We start from the raw sequence: 13,493 nt of genomic DNA, 5'->3' as shown, positions 1-13,493 counted from the left end.
AAACGAGAGAAGCCGCCCCGTCGGGGCGGCTTCGGATGATGGCCGGGACAGCAGCGGGTTGTGTGCTCAGGCAGTGAGGTAGCTGATGATGACGCCGGCGGAGCCACGGGACCCGGCAGCGTCCTTCCAGAGGTTCATGACGCCCTCCGAATTGACCTGCGCGGTTCCGGCGATGTATCCCGTCGTCGCGAAGAAGACGTTCCCGTAGGCGCCCATCACGGGCCGCCATCCGGCACCGATCCTGCCTGCTGATATGTAGTTGACGCCGGAGGTGTCAAACGTGCCGGAGAGCGCGATCTGCATCGTCACCATGCCCGCGACGCGGCGAGCGGCGAAGCCGTTGACGGTGATGTCGGACGCGGGCGTGAAGATGCCCGTCCGGTCGGTGATGAGCCCCGTGTCGCCGATCTCCTGCCGGAGCGCCGTGATCGCCGCGGTGACGGCGTCGCTCGAGGGGACGCCGAGCGCTGTTCGCGCAGCAGCAGCAGTAGCTCCGCCTGTGCCGCCCTTCCCGATCGGCAGCGTGCCGGTCACGCCGGGCCGCGGCGATGCCGTCATCGGCGACGCGGCCGCCCCGCTCTCGAGGTTCACGAGCAGCGAGGGGGCGACGTTCATGCCGGTGCCGCCCTGCGAGATCGGCAGCAGGCTGTCGAGCGTGTGCACGGCCGCCCAGTCCCCGGCGACACCAGTCGCGTTCAGCTGCAGCTCGAAGTCGCTCGTGTTGAAGACGAGCATCCCGGGCCACAGGTCGACGAGGACATCCCGCTCCGCAGTCGTCACCGATCGGATGCCCGGCATCGTCTCGAGCTTGAACGCGAGGGCTTCAATATCGGTGCGCGGCTTGTCGGGGTCGTCCGGCGTCGGGTACGGGAACCCCTTGTCGGTGGCGGCGGCCATGTCGGTCCTCTCAGATGATGACGGTGATCGTCGACAGCGGGGCGCCATCAGCGAGGGTCGTCGCGATGGCCGTGATGTCGGGTTCTTGCACGCGGGGCTCCCACCTGGCGATCGCGTAGGCGATGTCGCCGGCGTCGATCGTCACGGCGCCGAGCTGGTCGATGAGGCCGTACTCCGACAACGGGGCGCTTCGTTCCCCGATGGTCGTCGACAGCAGCGAGCGCACTGACTGGGCGAGCTCGAGGCTGCTGTCCTGTGCGAGGGTGCGGAGGGCGCCACCCGGTGTGAGCTCGAGCGGCAGGCGGAGGGTCGCGGCCATGATGCTCCTATTCGTCGACGGACACGATCCACGGCCCCGTCGATGTGAAGACGAGGAGCACGTGCATCCCAGGCGCGAGCGGCCCGGACGCGGTCACACGGGGGCCACGGCACGGCCCGACGGGATGGTCGGCGGTCTGCCCCGTGGGGGTCGCGAAGACACCTGCCTCGGTCACAGCGGTCACGACCGCGGATGTCGGAGGCAGCTGCACCGTCGGGGGACGACGGCGCACGAGATCATCGACCGTCATGCGCTCACTCCTCCGCGGCCCGGTAGGTGCCCGCGAGGACCTCGGCGTCGGCGTACGTGCCGGCGACGTCCTCCGACTCCTGGTACGACCGGGGCGGGTAGAACGTGTACTCGAACGTGATCCCCACCGGCCTGTGCCGCTCGGCAAGCGCGCGGATCGTGTCGGCCGTGACGCCGGGCCCGTAGTCGGACTCGTACACGCGGATGCCGACATGCCACGGGTCGGGGTCGCGCTCGGCGACCTCGACTCTCTTCTCGCCCGTGAGGACCGTGCGGATGGCGGCGAGCAACGCCTGGTAGGTGCCGCCCCACCACGCGCCGCGGTCTCGGATGACGTCGCGCTGCTGCTGTGCGGTGAGGGTGGGGTCGGCGGGGATACCGACGAGCTGGGCGAGCCATGCGGGGTTCCCGGCGTCGAGATCGAACATCGCCGCCCACCCCGCGGGGGTCGTGGTGGTGAGGTCGTCAGCGGGTGCGGTGGGTGCGGTGAGTGCGGTCACGAGCGGCGGGAGGAGGTGCCCGGCGTTGCGTCGGAAGCCTGAGCCGAGGCCTTGGAGGACACGAGCGGAGATCGCGGTCACGATGCGGTCACCTCCACTGTCGCGTCGATGAGCGCCCCGGGGCCGGTCAGGGTGACGTCGGCGGTGTCGCCGTTGAGGGTGATCGCTCCGATCGCGGCGACGTCGGGCACGTTCGCGACGACGAGTGCGACGTCGAGCGTGCGCAGCGTGGTGGTCTCCGCCCATGCCGCCGGGTCCCCGCCGCTCCCCCACGCCGCCGGCGACAGGGCTGCCTCGACGGCCGTAGCGACCGCGGACTGGACCGCGGTCACGTCGCCGCCGACGGCGACCGTGACGGTCACGTCGACGGTCACGGGGGTTCGCACCGGGTCGATGATGTGGACGATGAAGCCGACCTCACGGATGCTCTCGATCTCCGTGCGCAGACGGTCGACCTCGAACGAGGCGAGGTCGCCGCCGGCGGCGTCGATCGGGATGATCGTCACCGTCCGATCCGCCGGTGTGCCGGGGTTCTCCGGGTCGTACCGGTCGAGCGCGAGCGCGCGACGCACACCGGGCACCGTCGCAGCGAACGCCGCGAGGTCAGCGGCACGCACCCCGCCGGGCTTGAGCGTCGCGAGCCACGCGGTGAAGCGCGACAGGAACGCGGTCAGCGTCTCCGCTCCCTCCCCTCCCGAGGCGGGAGCGGTGAGGGTGGCGGCGATGATCACCGGAGACACGGTCTGGATGGATGCGACGTCGCCGGCGGCACCGATGTTCCACTCGTCCCCGGCCTCGTACGCGGCGAAGTCTGCCGTGATGATCCCCCGCCAGTACCCGGTGAAGTCGCCCGCCGTGACCTGCGTGAATGCGGCCACACGAGTCACCTGCTTCGGGACGATGAACGGCTGCCCGCCGATGGTGATCGTGAAGCCCGCCGGGACCGTCACCGCCCGTGAGAACGCCGCCGTGCCCGCGGACGGGGGAAGCTGCGCGGTGAGCGTCACATCCTGCAGCACCGCCTTCGTGCCCTCGATCGGCTCGAACCCGAACGCCGCGGCGACGCCCGCGGCCGCGTAGTTCGCGGCCGCCACGGCCGCGGCGTTCACCGCGGCGAGCTGCACGCCGATCTCCTCCGCGAGCGCGACCTCCGGGGCTCCCTCGATGGGCACCCATCCGGGGATCGCCGTGGCGATGCCGGTGAGGATGGTCGTGATGATCTGGTCCTGGTCCACAGGAAGAGGCAGCGGCTCCCAGGCCATGTCACGCTCCGATCGTTGCTGGTCGCGTCAGCCGCACCCGGCCGGGTGCGATGTGCGGAAGATCCCGTGCCCACTCGGACACGAGCCACCGGCCGTCGGCGGGACCGGTGCCGTAGACCTCGACAACCGAACCGGCGTCAGCGGTCCACGTGTCGTCGACGTCGATGGCCGCACGGTCGTACGGCTGGCCGGCGTCGAGGTGGAACGTGACGTCGCCCTGCACGGCGCCGGCTGAGCCGGTCACGCGCGGCGCGTCACGGGCCAGCAGGACGCTGTCCGGGGCGACGACGAGGCGGCTGCCGTCGGAGAACGCCCGCCCGCCCAGACGGTCCGCGAGCGCGCTGATCTCACGCCAGGAGTCGGTGGTGTCGAGGAGGGACCGTCCGGCGCCTTCGACGTGGATCTCCCCGAGGGTGGGGTCGATGTCGGCGGTCACTCCCGCGTCGGTGCAGAAGCGGCCGATGATGTCCGCTGCGGGGAGCGCGACCTGGTACATGATGCGGGACTGCTCGGCGCGGAGGGCGGCGATGATGGTGTCCTCGTAGACGAGGCGGATGGTGTCGCCCTCGCGGCGGATGCCGACGAGCGTCCAGGTTCGCCCGTCGGCGGTCGCGGTGCGCGCCTCGGTGAGGCGTGCGGTGAGCAGATGCTCGGGCAGGTGGACGTGAAGGGTGGACGCTCCGAGGAGGGTCGTGCGGATGCGTGCTTTCGTGGCCGCGGCGACGAGGTCGATGCGGGTCTCCCCGGTGGGGGTGGTGATCGTGACGGTAGAGGCCTTCACGATCACCACCCCTATTCATTGAGGGCCTCGCGGAGCGCTTCGGCGTACCCCTGCGCGGTGACCGGGACGCTCTCGGTGAGCGTCATGGTCACGTCCTGCTGGATGCGCTGCCCCTGCTCGTTGACGACGAACTCGCCCCAGTCGAGACCGGTGATCGCCCAGTTGATCGACAGGGGAACGCGCACGTTCCCGGACACCCGGACGAGGGTGGGCGGGTTGTGCTCGCCCGTGCGCCGTCGGCCCGCTGACGCCCAGTCCTGCAAGCCGCGGATATCGCCGTCGACGGTGTACTCCCATCCGGCGAGGAACCGGTCGAAGCGCAGCGGCAGCGTGTAGGTGCGGAGCGGCTGCTCCGTCCACACGAGGATCGGCTCGCGGAGCCGGCGGGGGACCTCTTTCCACCCGCCGACCCCGCCGCCGAGCTTGTCGGTGCCGATGAGCTTGAGCGTCATGTGCGGGCGGTTCGGGAGGAGCGCCGTGATCCGCACGTCCAGGTCACGGCTCACAGGCGCGCCTCCTCATCAGCCGCATCATCGAACACGGTCTCGGCCAGCACTCGACCATCGACCGTGACCACACGAACGATCGTGCGGTCGCCCCGCGATCCGGCCTGCACCTCGACGTCCTCGAGCGACGAGGAGATGTCCGCGGCGCTCTGACCGGTGAACGTCGGCACCTGCGGGTACACGTACCCGTCGGCGCCCGGCACGAACAGCTCCGGCACACCGCCGTCGCCGACGATGTAGCCCTTGCCCTGCTCGACCGCCCCGCCGTCTGCCAGCATCGGGAGCACGCCACCGTCGCGCATGGCGACGTGGACGTGGTTGTAATGCTGCGCCTTGACCGCGGGCGACCAGCCGGAGAACGGCTGACCGTTGAGCAGCTGCCGGTTCCCGGCAGGCGTGTAGATGAGCTCGGACGCGTTCGGGAACAGGGCCGCGACCTTGTTGAACGTGTCCATCGTGGCGGGGATCAGGTCGATCGCACGCCCGAGAGCGTGATACGACTGCCCCCCGTTCACGGTGGTCGCACCCGGCCGGTAGTTCGACGTCATCACGAGACCGGAATCCGCGCCCTGGACCATGGCCCACATCGCTTCCCATCCCATGCCCGCCGTGCCCGTCCCGGACGCCCCGCCGAACGCGTCGACGAGGTTCTCCACGAGCATGATCGGCAGCTCACCGAACGCCCGCTGGAAGACGTTCCCGCCGTCCCCGAGCAGGGGCCGCAGGATGCCGTCGATGACGTGCGTCTGGATCGCCCCCGCAGGGTCGGTGAGGAACTCCGTCGCCACCGACACGGCCGACGTGATCGTGTCCCAGATGCCCGCACCGAAGTCACCGATCGTGCCCCACACGCCACCGTCCGCGAACGCCTCGCCGCGGCGCGCGGCCGCGTTGAGACGCTCCACTCCGGCGGCTCCCCCGACAGCGCGGGTGAACTCCGGGCGCATGATCGCCTCGCCACCAGACAGAGCGAGGAATCCCGCCGTCGGCGAGTAGAACTGGTGCACGTCACGACCCGGCGTGTAGCCGGGCATCACGCCGCCCTCGGCGAACTCCACCAGCGGCGCCTTCGGGAGCTTGAGGTCCTCGAGACCCAGCGCACCGACGACGTCGTTCCAGAACGATCGCAGGCCGTTGTTCCACACGGTGTCGAGGACGAAGTTGATCGGCACCGCGGCAGCCCGCTTGATGCCATCCCACGACTTCGCGATCGCGTCGGCCCCGACCTTGAAGCCCCGTACGATCAGGTCGATCCCGTCGCGGAAAGGCTTGAAGACGAGGAAGTCGATGAACTGCCACACGACGAGGAACCCGTCCTTGACGGCGTTCCAGATCGTCAGCAGCTGATCACGTGCCGACCCCGACCCGGTGACCAGGGAGACGAGCCAGGTGATGCCGGTAGAGATCCATGAGACGACCTGGGTCAGCACCCCGACGAGGACCCCGAGCGCGCCGGTCGCGAGCTGCAGGATCGGGGAGATCAGCTGCAGCACGACCGGAAGGACGGCCATCAGCAGGCCGATCAGCGGCGGCAGCAGCGCGCCGACGATCGGGATGAGCGCCGTGATGATCGGCAGGAACGCGAGTCCCAGCTGGAACACGGGCGGGAGGAGGGGCAGCAGCATCGTCAGCACCTGGCCGGCGAGCTGAGCGAGCATCACCAGCAGGGGGGCAACCGACACCAGGGCCGACGCGAGCGCGCCGGCCAGGCTCTGCGCGATCTGCAGGACGAGCGGCATCAGGGTGACGATGGCGTCCGCGAGCGTGCCGGAGAGCATGGTCGCGACGGGCATCGCGACCGGGACGATCTGCTGCAGCACCTGCATGAGCGCGCCACCGAGAACGGATGCGAGCATCCCAAACGTCGATGCAAGCTGCGGGAGAACGGGCTGTATCGCCGTCAAGATGAGCGAGAGGGGCGAGAACGCCGACCACAGCTCGAGCACCGGGGCGATGAGCGGGCCAACGGTGTCTCCGAGGTCGGAGAGCATGAACACGACCTTCATCAGCCAGCTCGTGATGAAGGGGGAGAGCTCCTGCGACTTCTCCGCCAGGGCTCCCATCACGCCGCCGAGCGCGTTGAACACAGCGGTTCCGAGCGGCTCGAGCGTGGCGAGCACGTTGTTCTTGATGAGCTGCCACGATTCGGCAGCGTCGGCGGTCTCCTTCCCGACGCCGAGGATCGTGTCCCCGGTGCCGGCGGCGGCCGCGGCGAGGTCGTCGAGGTTGAGGACGCCGGACTGCAGCGCTCCCACGAACTGCGCAGCGCCCTTGGTGCCGAACACCTGCGATGCGAGATCAAGCGCGGAGGCCGTGTCACCGGCTTCGACGAAGGTCCCGATCTCCCCCGTGACGCGCTGGAACGCAGTGGCCGGGTCCTCCCCTGCCCGGGCGAGGTTCACCATGCCCTTCGTCATCGACGTGAGCACAGCGGTCGAGTTGAGACCGGCCTTATCGAGCGATCCCATGAGGGACACGGACTGGTCGAATCCGAACCCGAGCTCCTGCAGGCCGACCGCGTTCGTCTGCACACCGGAGGCGAGCTCGTTCATGCCGACACCGGTGGTCTGCGACACCCGGAACAGGGTGTCGAGGGCGCCGGAGACCTCGTCGCCTTCGATCTTGAACGCCGAGAACGCGGCCGATGTGCCCTTGACGTCGACGGCCTCGCCGAGGATCTCGCCCGCCTGCAGGTACTGGCTCGAAACCGTCTTGAGGGTCTGTCCGGTCAGCCCGAGACGCTGGTCGACCTCGGAGACGACGGGGCCGATCTTCTCGAACTCGACCGGGACATCACGGCCGACCTCCTTCGCGATGCCCACGAGACCGACGAGCGCGGCACCGCTCTTACCGGTGCCGACACGAATCGTGTCCGTGACGTCGTCGAAGGTCGACCCGACCTGGTAGAGGGCCGTCGCCGACGCCGCGGCCGTGGCCACGAGCCCGGCGGCGACACCAGCGACGGCGAGCTTCCACCCGCCCATCCGGGTCTCGCCCTCGCCGAGCTTGTCGCCGAAGCTGTCGAGACCGGACGACACCGACCCGAGTCCGGTGTTGATGGGCAGGACGCTGCTGGCGATGTTGTCAAGACCTCCGGCGAACGATGCCAGCTTCTTGACGCCGCCGCCGGCCTTCGTGCTCGTCTGCTCGAGCGTCGTCCCGACCTCACGCGCCTGCTTCGCCGCCCGCTCCGTACCCGATGTGCGGAATGTGAGGAGGACGACGCCAGCAGCCACCATGCACCTCCTGGTCGGTCACCTCCGCATCTTGGGGAGGTTCTTGCCCAGCCATCTCGTGATGGCCTGCGCGGTCAGCGCGGCGGTCTTCCCGGCGAGGTAGTCCATGCGGCCCCGGTCGCGTTCCTCGTCGATGCGGGCACGCTCGGCGATGATCAGATTCATCAGCCGGAAGTCGTCCTCTTCGAGCGCGAGGAACGCGATCGGGTCCTGCCCATAGACGGAGGCCACCGCTGCCGCTCTCACGGCGCGGTGGCCCCTCAGTTTCCCTCGTACTCCTCGACGGCCTGCTCCTCGGCAAACCCGGCCCACCGGCCGAGCGCCGCCGCCTGCGCGATGATGTCGCCGTCCGTGAAGAACAGGGCGCGCACGACGTCGACGGCCCGCTCGAGCTTCGGCTCACCGAGGTACTCGGCGAGGTCCTTGTCGAACTTCGGCCACTGCTCCGGCTGCCCGATCGGCTTGCCAGCATCGTCCTTCTGGAACACCCCGACCGCGCACTCCGCGAGGAGTGCCGCCTCGGCGAGCGCGTCCTTGTCGCGGGACTTCTTGGCGCGGTCGTTGATCCGGTTGATCTGCGCCTTGGTGGGCGCCGTGTACCGGACGTACACGGGCTCGTCGTATCGGGGCACGAGGAGGTCGAGGTGGAGGGACGCCTTGATCTGCTCCCTCTGCTTGCGGAGGGAAGCGAGGCCCGACGTGGGTGCCGCGGGGGTCTCGCCCTCGTGGGCGTCGAAGGTGGCGAAGTCGCTCATGTCGTGGTCTCTCTTCTTTGGTTACGCGGTCGCCCAGACCACGGCCGTGACCGTGATCATGCGGACATCGTCGGAGTTGGAGTCGACGTCACCAGCGGTGACGCTCGAGACGCGGCCCGTCCAGGTGCGCGGCTTGCCGAACGCGATGCCGTCGACGTCAGTCGGCTGCTCGGTGATCGTGAGGACACCGACGCCCACCCGGTTGCGGAGCTGCTTCTCGATGTCGACGTCACGGTCGACCGTCCACCGGCGCGAGATGGTGACGTCGCTGATGTCGGGGCGGCCGGCGTCGACGACCTGCTGCTTGGTCCCGCCGGGACGGTACTTGCTGATCTCGGCCGTGGACTCGCCGCCGGATCGGGTGTCCCAGATGCCGATCGACTTCCCGTCGAGCGAGGCGGAGACGATGGCCTGCGATGTGGTTCCCATGGTGGTTTCCCTTTCCGTCTCAGCCCGCGAGCGAGGTGACGATGTTGATGACGATCTGCTCGGCCGCCGTCGAGGCGGTGATCGCGATGTCGGCGTGGACCTCACCGTTCGCGATGGTCTCCGCGGTGTTGTTCGAGAAGTCGCACACGATCTCGTAGGCATCCTCCGGGGTGTCTCCGTAGAGCGCCCGCGCGGTGTGGAGACCGAGCAGGTACCCGCTGATGTCTCCGGCGACCTGCGACAGGAGGATGCCCTGACCGTCGATCGGCGACCCGAGGTACTGGTACATGAGCGACGAGATCCGGGCGGAGATCTCCGCCGTCAGGCGGCCGATGTTCAGCTGACGCCACACGGCATCCGTGCCGAGCGACTTCCACCCGGTGAGGGTGACGACGCCGAGCACGTCGCGGAAGACGTTCGCGCCCGCGTCGTACAGGGTGTCGACCTCCCCGTCGCCGAATGCCGACACGACGCCGAGCCCGTTGCGCACGCTTCCCGCGCCGCGACCCTGGTCGAAGATCGGGGCGTGGTTCGCGTTGCCGACCGCCGCGTCCCCGCGGGCCGCGAGGCCCGCTGCGACGAGCGACGCGGGGACCGCGCGGGCTCCCGTCGTTCCCGGCAGCTGCACCCACGGGCCGAACAGCCCCGTACGCTCCGCACCGGCCGTCGCTGCGAGTGCGGCGGCCGTGGTCGCGATGGTCGCGGCGGTGTCGTTCTCGCCGACGTCGAGGAACGCGACCCGCTGCGGGTTCGCAGCGACGTGCGCGAGGAGGGCCGTGTGGGCGGCGGTGCTGGCCACACCGGGGATGGTGACCTGGCCGGGTCCGAACGACGGGGCGAGGAGGTCGAGCGCGGTCGCCCATTCCGTCTCGGTGACGGCCGTGGCGGACTCCGCGGCGGCACGGAGGACGATCACCTCGGGGACGCCCTGCGAGAGAGCATCGCCGATCTGAGTGGCGATCGCGGCGGGGACGCCGGCCGTCTCCGCCTCAGCGGCGGACGTGACGGACGTGGGGACGAGGGGGCCGCCGGTGCCGGCGAACGCGTAGAAGAGCGTGCCGGTCGCGGTCGGGAGCGAAGCGACAGGGAGCGCCTCGCTGATGTTGACAGATACCTGAGGACGCGCCATGGCGGGGTCTCCTTAGTGGGGTTGGACGTTCGGGTGAACAGAGATGAGGGTGGGGTCGCGGCGGAGCGACGTGAGGTCGAGGGCGGTGTCGACGTGCGCGTCGAACAGCACCTCAGCGCCCGCGATGGTGCGGGCGTCCTGCTTGGTGGGGATCAGGTCGTAGAGCTCGCCCGCCCAACGCATCTCGATCCGTGTGCCGGTGAGCGTGCGAGACAGGAGCGCGGCGACACGCAGGACCTTCGCCCACGCCTGGATCTGCGTCTGGGTCTCCTCGTGGTCCTTCCCACGAGCGAAGACGCCGACCGACACTTCCCAGTCGGCGGAATATTCCGTGTGCGACCCGCGCGGCTGCGTCGACACCCTCGGCGTGACGATCGCCACGGCGGGAAGCTGCGCGGCGGAGATCGCGTCCGCGTCGGGCACGACCTGCCACGTCTTCACCTCTCCGAGACGTTCGAGCTTGAGCGCCTCGATGACGAGAGGGACGTTGCCCTTGAGTTGCGCCTCGAGGGCGGTGACGATGTCGTCCCCGCCGATCACGACCGGGGTGCCTGTCATGTGCGGTCCTTCGGTGTGACGAGGCCGAGGAGGTCGGCGGTGAGGATTGCGATGCGGTCGCGCGGAGGTCGCGGAGCGGGGTTGCGGCGGGGCATGTGGCCGCCGAGGCCCTGCCATCCGGCGCGGCGACCGGTACCCGTCTTCGATTTCTCACCGAACCGGCCCGCCTTGAGGTGCTGGGCGTGCTCCGGGCCGCGCAGCTGCACAGATGCCTTCATCTGCCTCGGTGCGCCCGTGAGCGCGGCGAGCAGGGCGCCAGTGCGGACGAGTGGCCGTCCCGGCGTGGACGACGCGAGAGGCTTCCACCGGCGGCCAGCAGCGGCGCCTTGGGAAGAGAACACGTCCCGTTCCCAGTCCTGCGCGAACCGACTGATCTGACCGAGCAGACGCGAGCGGTCCTCGAGGCGCTTGGCCGCCTCCTCGAGAACCTTTGCGCCGAGCGTCGCGTTCAGTTCCGCGCGAAGGGTGGACTTCTCAACGGGCTTCTTGGGGGCGGCCATGACGCACCTCCTGGCTGCTACCGGTAGGGGCGGTAGCCGTAGCGGTCGTGCTGGGCGGGATCGGGATACGGCCGCGCCGGCGGGAAGGATGCCCGCGAGAGTCCCGTGGCCAGGCCGCCGGGCCCCGTCGCGGGCATACTGCGGAGCGTTGCGAGCAGTTCGTTGAATTTGAGCTTGAGGAAGTAGCCACGCCCCACGTCCCCGGCGGTCTGCTGCTCAGGGAACATCGCGTATTCCACGGAGGATGCCACGCCGTAAGCGATGCACTGCACGGCGAGATCCCGCACCACGCCCGTCGGCGACGGGCCGACGACGGAGATCACCTCGGGCACGATCTGCGACACCGTCTCCTCGAACACGGAAGTCGGCGCCTCCGGATCGCCGTACTCGCGATCGAGGATCCCCGGATCACGCTCCACGAGCAGCACGCCGACCATCGGCTTCGTGACTTCGGCGGCGATCCCGGTCAGTGCCATGGTTACTCCTCGGTCTTCGTGACCTTGCGGCTCACGCGCTTCGACGCCGTCGCCACCACCTCGACGCCGACAGTCCCGTCGGCGAGCGCAGCCGCATCGGCGGCGGGCTCATCCGGCGTCGTCGCGGTGTCGTCTTCGCGGATGACTCCGAAGCGGAGAAGCCGGGCGATCTCGATGTCATCGACGCCGTCGGGGAGGCGCGTGGACGGTGCAACCTTCACGGGCTGACCGTCCACGCGGACGACGGCGAAGACGTTCGTGATGTGGTCCGTCATCGTCGTTCTCCTGCTCCTACTTAGCGGCGGCCGCTGCGGCGTCGGCCTTGGCCTTCGCCTCCGCGTCAGCCTTGGCCTTCGCCTCCGCTGCGGCTTCCGCGTCGGGGTCGGCGGCCTGCCTCGTGGATCGCGAGCGGGAGGATGCCGACGGGGCCGGCGCCTCGGCGATGAAGCCCTCCTTGAGCAGACGGGTGATCTCCGCGTCGGGGGCGTCGGCGGGGACCTTCTGCCCGGCGTACACGTACGCCTGCGTGCCGTTGGGGAGCTTGATGATGGTGAGGGCTTCCTTGCCGACGTATCCGTCGGCGGACTGACGGCGCGCCATCAGACGCCCGTCACCTTCACTGCAGCCCGCGGCTCCTGGACGATCGGCACGCCGTTCTTGCGCACCTGGATCTGCCAGCCGTCGCGGTCCTCGAGACGGAACTGCTTCGTCTCGATGCCGAGCGGGTCGGACGGATCACCGAGGTACCCGCCGCCGACGGCCTCGAAACCGATCGACCCGAGCGCGGTGCTGTCCAGCACGAGCACCTCGGTGTTCGCGGGCAGGTGCGTCGACTTGAGCAGCGTGAGGCCGGCGACCTGCAGGACGTTCCCGTTCGCGATGATGTCCGGGGTGCCGATCGCACCGGCGAACGTCTTCGCGAGCGAGCCCACCAGGCGCGCCCACTTCGCCGGGCGTGCGACGACGGTGTTCGCCTCGTAGCCCTCGTTGAGCTCGTCGATCACGGCGCCCGCGAGGAGCAGGTCGAGGAACTGGTCGGCGCCCGTCGTGTTCCAGGCACCGGCAGCGGCCTGCGTCTGCGTCACGGCGGAGCCGATGGCGGACATGATCACCGAGTCGAACTGGAACACAGCCCGGTTCGACATGCGGCGCAGCTTCCGCCCGAACACGTCGAGCCGGTTGCGGGAGATGTTCTGGTCCGATATGCGGGACGCGAACCCGCGAGAGAGGGCCTGTGCGATCGAAGGCTCCGCCTCGCTGTCGTCGATGAGCTTGTACTCCGCGAGCTCGTCGCGGACCTCGGGCTCCTCGTCGACCATGATCGGGTTGTCGACCTCGTAGACCGCGGCGCCCGATCCGGTCATGTCGATACGACCGGTGAGCAGGTGGCCGCCGATGAGCCGCTGAGCCGCGATGTCGCGCACGAGGCGCTGCACAATCGTGGGCTGGTTCAGCAGGTACTCGACGGTGATCTTGCTGCCGTCGAGAGACGGCGCAGGGGGTGCGTAGGTGGGCATGGAAGATCTCCTTGTCAGCGCAGGAACTTGGTGGGGACGGTGGCGCCGACAGCACCCACAGCGAGCGCGACACCGAGGAGGGTCTCGGGGGCGTCGGTGCCGGGGGTGTAGACGGCGATCTCGCCGTCGGCGGCTGCCTTGACGAGGTCTTCGATGGCGATGGGCTCGGCGGCGACGAGCTCCTGGACGCCGCCGCCGTAGACGGTGACGTGCTCTCCGGTGACGACCGTGCGGGCGGAGACGCCGACGACGCTGGGCGAGTCGGCGGGCGACTGTGCGCCGGCGGCGGTGACGAGGCGGCCGGCGGTGATGTCGGTGGTGGCGAGGACGGTGAACGCCGCGCCGGGGTTGAACTTGGGCAGGTATCCGGTGGACACGT

The 13,493-nt window shown here is 69.6% G+C and carries 19 protein-coding genes; all 19 read right to left on the bottom strand.

Annotated elements, in window-relative coordinates; all coding sequences use genetic code 11:
• Positions 1 to 66 precede the first annotated feature (66 nt).
• The 19 genes from N8K70_RS03990 to N8K70_RS03900 are packed head-to-tail and all read right to left on the bottom strand — an operon-like array spanning position 67 to position 13,491.
• Positions 67 to 897 carry a hypothetical protein gene (locus N8K70_RS03990; protein ID WP_317140323.1) on the bottom strand — a complete coding sequence of 277 codons (831 nt, stop codon included), beginning with the start codon at positions 895 to 897 and terminating at the stop codon, positions 67 to 69.
• A gap of 10 nt (positions 898 to 907) precedes the next feature.
• A complete protein-coding gene (locus N8K70_RS03985; protein ID WP_317140322.1) occupies positions 908 to 1,216 on the bottom strand; it encodes a hypothetical protein in 309 nt (102 codons plus the stop codon).
• A gap of 7 nt (positions 1,217 to 1,223) precedes the next feature.
• Positions 1,224 to 1,466: a hypothetical protein gene (locus N8K70_RS03980; protein WP_317140321.1), complete on the bottom strand. Its 243-nt coding sequence runs from the start codon at positions 1,464 to 1,466 to the stop codon at positions 1,224 to 1,226.
• Positions 1,467 to 1,470: 4 nt separating this feature from the next.
• Positions 1,471 to 2,046 (bottom strand): hypothetical protein, encoded by a 576-nt coding sequence (locus tag N8K70_RS03975; RefSeq protein WP_317140320.1) that lies wholly within the window; start codon positions 2,044 to 2,046, stop codon positions 1,471 to 1,473.
• The gene (locus N8K70_RS03970; protein WP_317140319.1) at positions 2,043 to 3,227 is read right to left on the bottom strand and encodes a baseplate J/gp47 family protein; all 1,185 of its coding nucleotides are present in this window, start codon (positions 3,225 to 3,227) and stop codon (positions 2,043 to 2,045) included. The genes N8K70_RS03975 and N8K70_RS03970 overlap by 4 nt, the downstream gene beginning before the upstream one ends.
• Before the next feature lies 1 nt (position 3,228).
• Positions 3,229 to 4,008 (bottom strand): hypothetical protein, encoded by a 780-nt coding sequence (locus N8K70_RS03965; protein ID WP_317140318.1) that lies wholly within the window; start codon positions 4,006 to 4,008, stop codon positions 3,229 to 3,231.
• Positions 4,009 to 4,019: 11 nt separating this feature from the next.
• A complete protein-coding gene (locus tag N8K70_RS03960) occupies positions 4,020 to 4,514 on the bottom strand; it encodes a hypothetical protein (RefSeq protein ID WP_317140317.1) in 495 nt (164 codons plus the stop codon).
• On the bottom strand, positions 4,511 to 7,753 hold the full coding sequence (locus N8K70_RS03955; protein WP_317140316.1) for a phage tail tape measure protein: 3,243 nt from the start codon (positions 7,751 to 7,753) through the stop codon (positions 4,511 to 4,513). The genes N8K70_RS03960 and N8K70_RS03955 overlap by 4 nt, the downstream gene beginning before the upstream one ends.
• Positions 7,754 to 7,768: 15 nt before the next feature.
• Positions 7,769 to 7,981: a hypothetical protein gene (locus N8K70_RS03950; protein ID WP_317140315.1), complete on the bottom strand. Its 213-nt coding sequence runs from the start codon at positions 7,979 to 7,981 to the stop codon at positions 7,769 to 7,771.
• A 29-nt stretch (positions 7,982 to 8,010) separates the two neighbouring features.
• The gene (locus N8K70_RS03945) at positions 8,011 to 8,505 is read right to left on the bottom strand and encodes a hypothetical protein (protein WP_317140314.1); all 495 of its coding nucleotides are present in this window, start codon (positions 8,503 to 8,505) and stop codon (positions 8,011 to 8,013) included.
• Positions 8,506 to 8,526: 21 nt separating this feature from the next.
• Positions 8,527 to 8,934, bottom strand: a complete 408-nt coding sequence (locus tag N8K70_RS03940) for a hypothetical protein (protein WP_317140313.1) — start codon at positions 8,932 to 8,934, stop codon at positions 8,527 to 8,529.
• Between the two features lie 19 nt (positions 8,935 to 8,953).
• Positions 8,954 to 10,063: a hypothetical protein gene (locus tag N8K70_RS03935; protein ID WP_317140312.1), complete on the bottom strand. Its 1,110-nt coding sequence runs from the start codon at positions 10,061 to 10,063 to the stop codon at positions 8,954 to 8,956.
• A 12-nt stretch (positions 10,064 to 10,075) separates the two neighbouring features.
• Positions 10,076 to 10,621, bottom strand: coding sequence for a hypothetical protein (locus tag N8K70_RS03930; RefSeq protein WP_317140311.1), 546 nt, complete (start codon positions 10,619 to 10,621; stop codon positions 10,076 to 10,078).
• A complete protein-coding gene (locus N8K70_RS03925) occupies positions 10,618 to 11,121 on the bottom strand; it encodes a hypothetical protein (protein WP_317140310.1) in 504 nt (167 codons plus the stop codon). Before N8K70_RS03925 ends, N8K70_RS03930 begins: the two co-directional genes overlap by 4 nt.
• Positions 11,122 to 11,138: 17 nt before the next feature.
• Positions 11,139 to 11,597: a hypothetical protein gene (locus tag N8K70_RS03920; protein ID WP_317140309.1), complete on the bottom strand. Its 459-nt coding sequence runs from the start codon at positions 11,595 to 11,597 to the stop codon at positions 11,139 to 11,141.
• Between the two features lie 2 nt (positions 11,598 to 11,599).
• Complete coding sequence (locus N8K70_RS03915; protein ID WP_317140308.1) at positions 11,600 to 11,872, bottom strand: hypothetical protein; 273 nt, start codon at positions 11,870 to 11,872, stop codon at positions 11,600 to 11,602.
• Positions 11,873 to 11,888: 16 nt separating this feature from the next.
• The gene (locus N8K70_RS03910; RefSeq protein WP_317140307.1) at positions 11,889 to 12,197 is read right to left on the bottom strand and encodes a hypothetical protein; all 309 of its coding nucleotides are present in this window, start codon (positions 12,195 to 12,197) and stop codon (positions 11,889 to 11,891) included.
• The gene (locus N8K70_RS03905) at positions 12,197 to 13,114 is read right to left on the bottom strand and encodes a phage major capsid protein (RefSeq protein WP_317140306.1); all 918 of its coding nucleotides are present in this window, start codon (positions 13,112 to 13,114) and stop codon (positions 12,197 to 12,199) included. Before N8K70_RS03905 ends, N8K70_RS03910 begins: the two co-directional genes overlap by 1 nt.
• Positions 13,115 to 13,128: 14 nt before the next feature.
• The gene (locus N8K70_RS03900) at positions 13,129 to 13,491 is read right to left on the bottom strand and encodes a capsid cement protein (RefSeq protein ID WP_317140305.1); all 363 of its coding nucleotides are present in this window, start codon (positions 13,489 to 13,491) and stop codon (positions 13,129 to 13,131) included.
• Between the last annotated feature and the right edge of the window lie 2 nt (positions 13,492 to 13,493).

Source organism: Microbacterium sp. AB (genome assembly GCF_032878875.1).
Classification (GTDB): domain Bacteria; phylum Actinomycetota; class Actinomycetes; order Actinomycetales; family Microbacteriaceae; genus Microbacterium; species Microbacterium betulae.
This window is presented reverse-complemented; position numbering and strand designations above follow the sequence as displayed.

Bases quoted from the DNA above. Each gene is read 5' to 3' on its own strand.
- N8K70_RS03970 (WP_317140319.1), bottom strand. From the start codon at position 3,227: ATGGCCTGGGAGCCGCTGCCTCTTCCTGTGGACCAGGACCAGATCATC.
- N8K70_RS03940 (WP_317140313.1), bottom strand. From the start codon at position 8,934: ATGGGAACCACATCGCAGGCCATCGTCTCCGCCTCGCTCGACGGGAAG.
- N8K70_RS03955 (WP_317140316.1), bottom strand. From the start codon at position 7,753: ATGGTGGCTGCTGGCGTCGTCCTCCTCACATTCCGCACATCGGGTACG.
- N8K70_RS03990 (WP_317140323.1), bottom strand. From the start codon at position 897: ATGGCCGCCGCCACCGACAAGGGGTTCCCGTACCCGACGCCGGACGAC.
- N8K70_RS03930 (WP_317140311.1), bottom strand. From the start codon at position 10,621: ATGACAGGCACCCCGGTCGTGATCGGCGGGGACGACATCGTCACCGCC.
- N8K70_RS03980 (WP_317140321.1), bottom strand. From the start codon at position 1,466: ATGACGGTCGATGATCTCGTGCGCCGTCGTCCCCCGACGGTGCAGCTG.
- N8K70_RS03935 (WP_317140312.1), bottom strand. From the start codon at position 10,063: ATGGCGCGTCCTCAGGTATCTGTCAACATCAGCGAGGCGCTCCCTGTC.
- N8K70_RS03985 (WP_317140322.1), bottom strand. From the start codon at position 1,216: ATGGCCGCGACCCTCCGCCTGCCGCTCGAGCTCACACCGGGTGGCGCC.
- N8K70_RS03920 (WP_317140309.1), bottom strand. From the start codon at position 11,597: ATGGCACTGACCGGGATCGCCGCCGAAGTCACGAAGCCGATGGTCGGC.
- N8K70_RS03915 (WP_317140308.1), bottom strand. From the start codon at position 11,872: ATGACGGACCACATCACGAACGTCTTCGCCGTCGTCCGCGTGGACGGT.
- N8K70_RS03945 (WP_317140314.1), bottom strand. From the start codon at position 8,505: ATGAGCGACTTCGCCACCTTCGACGCCCACGAGGGCGAGACCCCCGCG.
- N8K70_RS03905 (WP_317140306.1), bottom strand. From the start codon at position 13,114: ATGCCCACCTACGCACCCCCTGCGCCGTCTCTCGACGGCAGCAAGATC.
- N8K70_RS03925 (WP_317140310.1), bottom strand. From the start codon at position 11,121: ATGGCCGCCCCCAAGAAGCCCGTTGAGAAGTCCACCCTTCGCGCGGAA.
- N8K70_RS03910 (WP_317140307.1), bottom strand. From the start codon at position 12,197: ATGGCGCGCCGTCAGTCCGCCGACGGATACGTCGGCAAGGAAGCCCTC.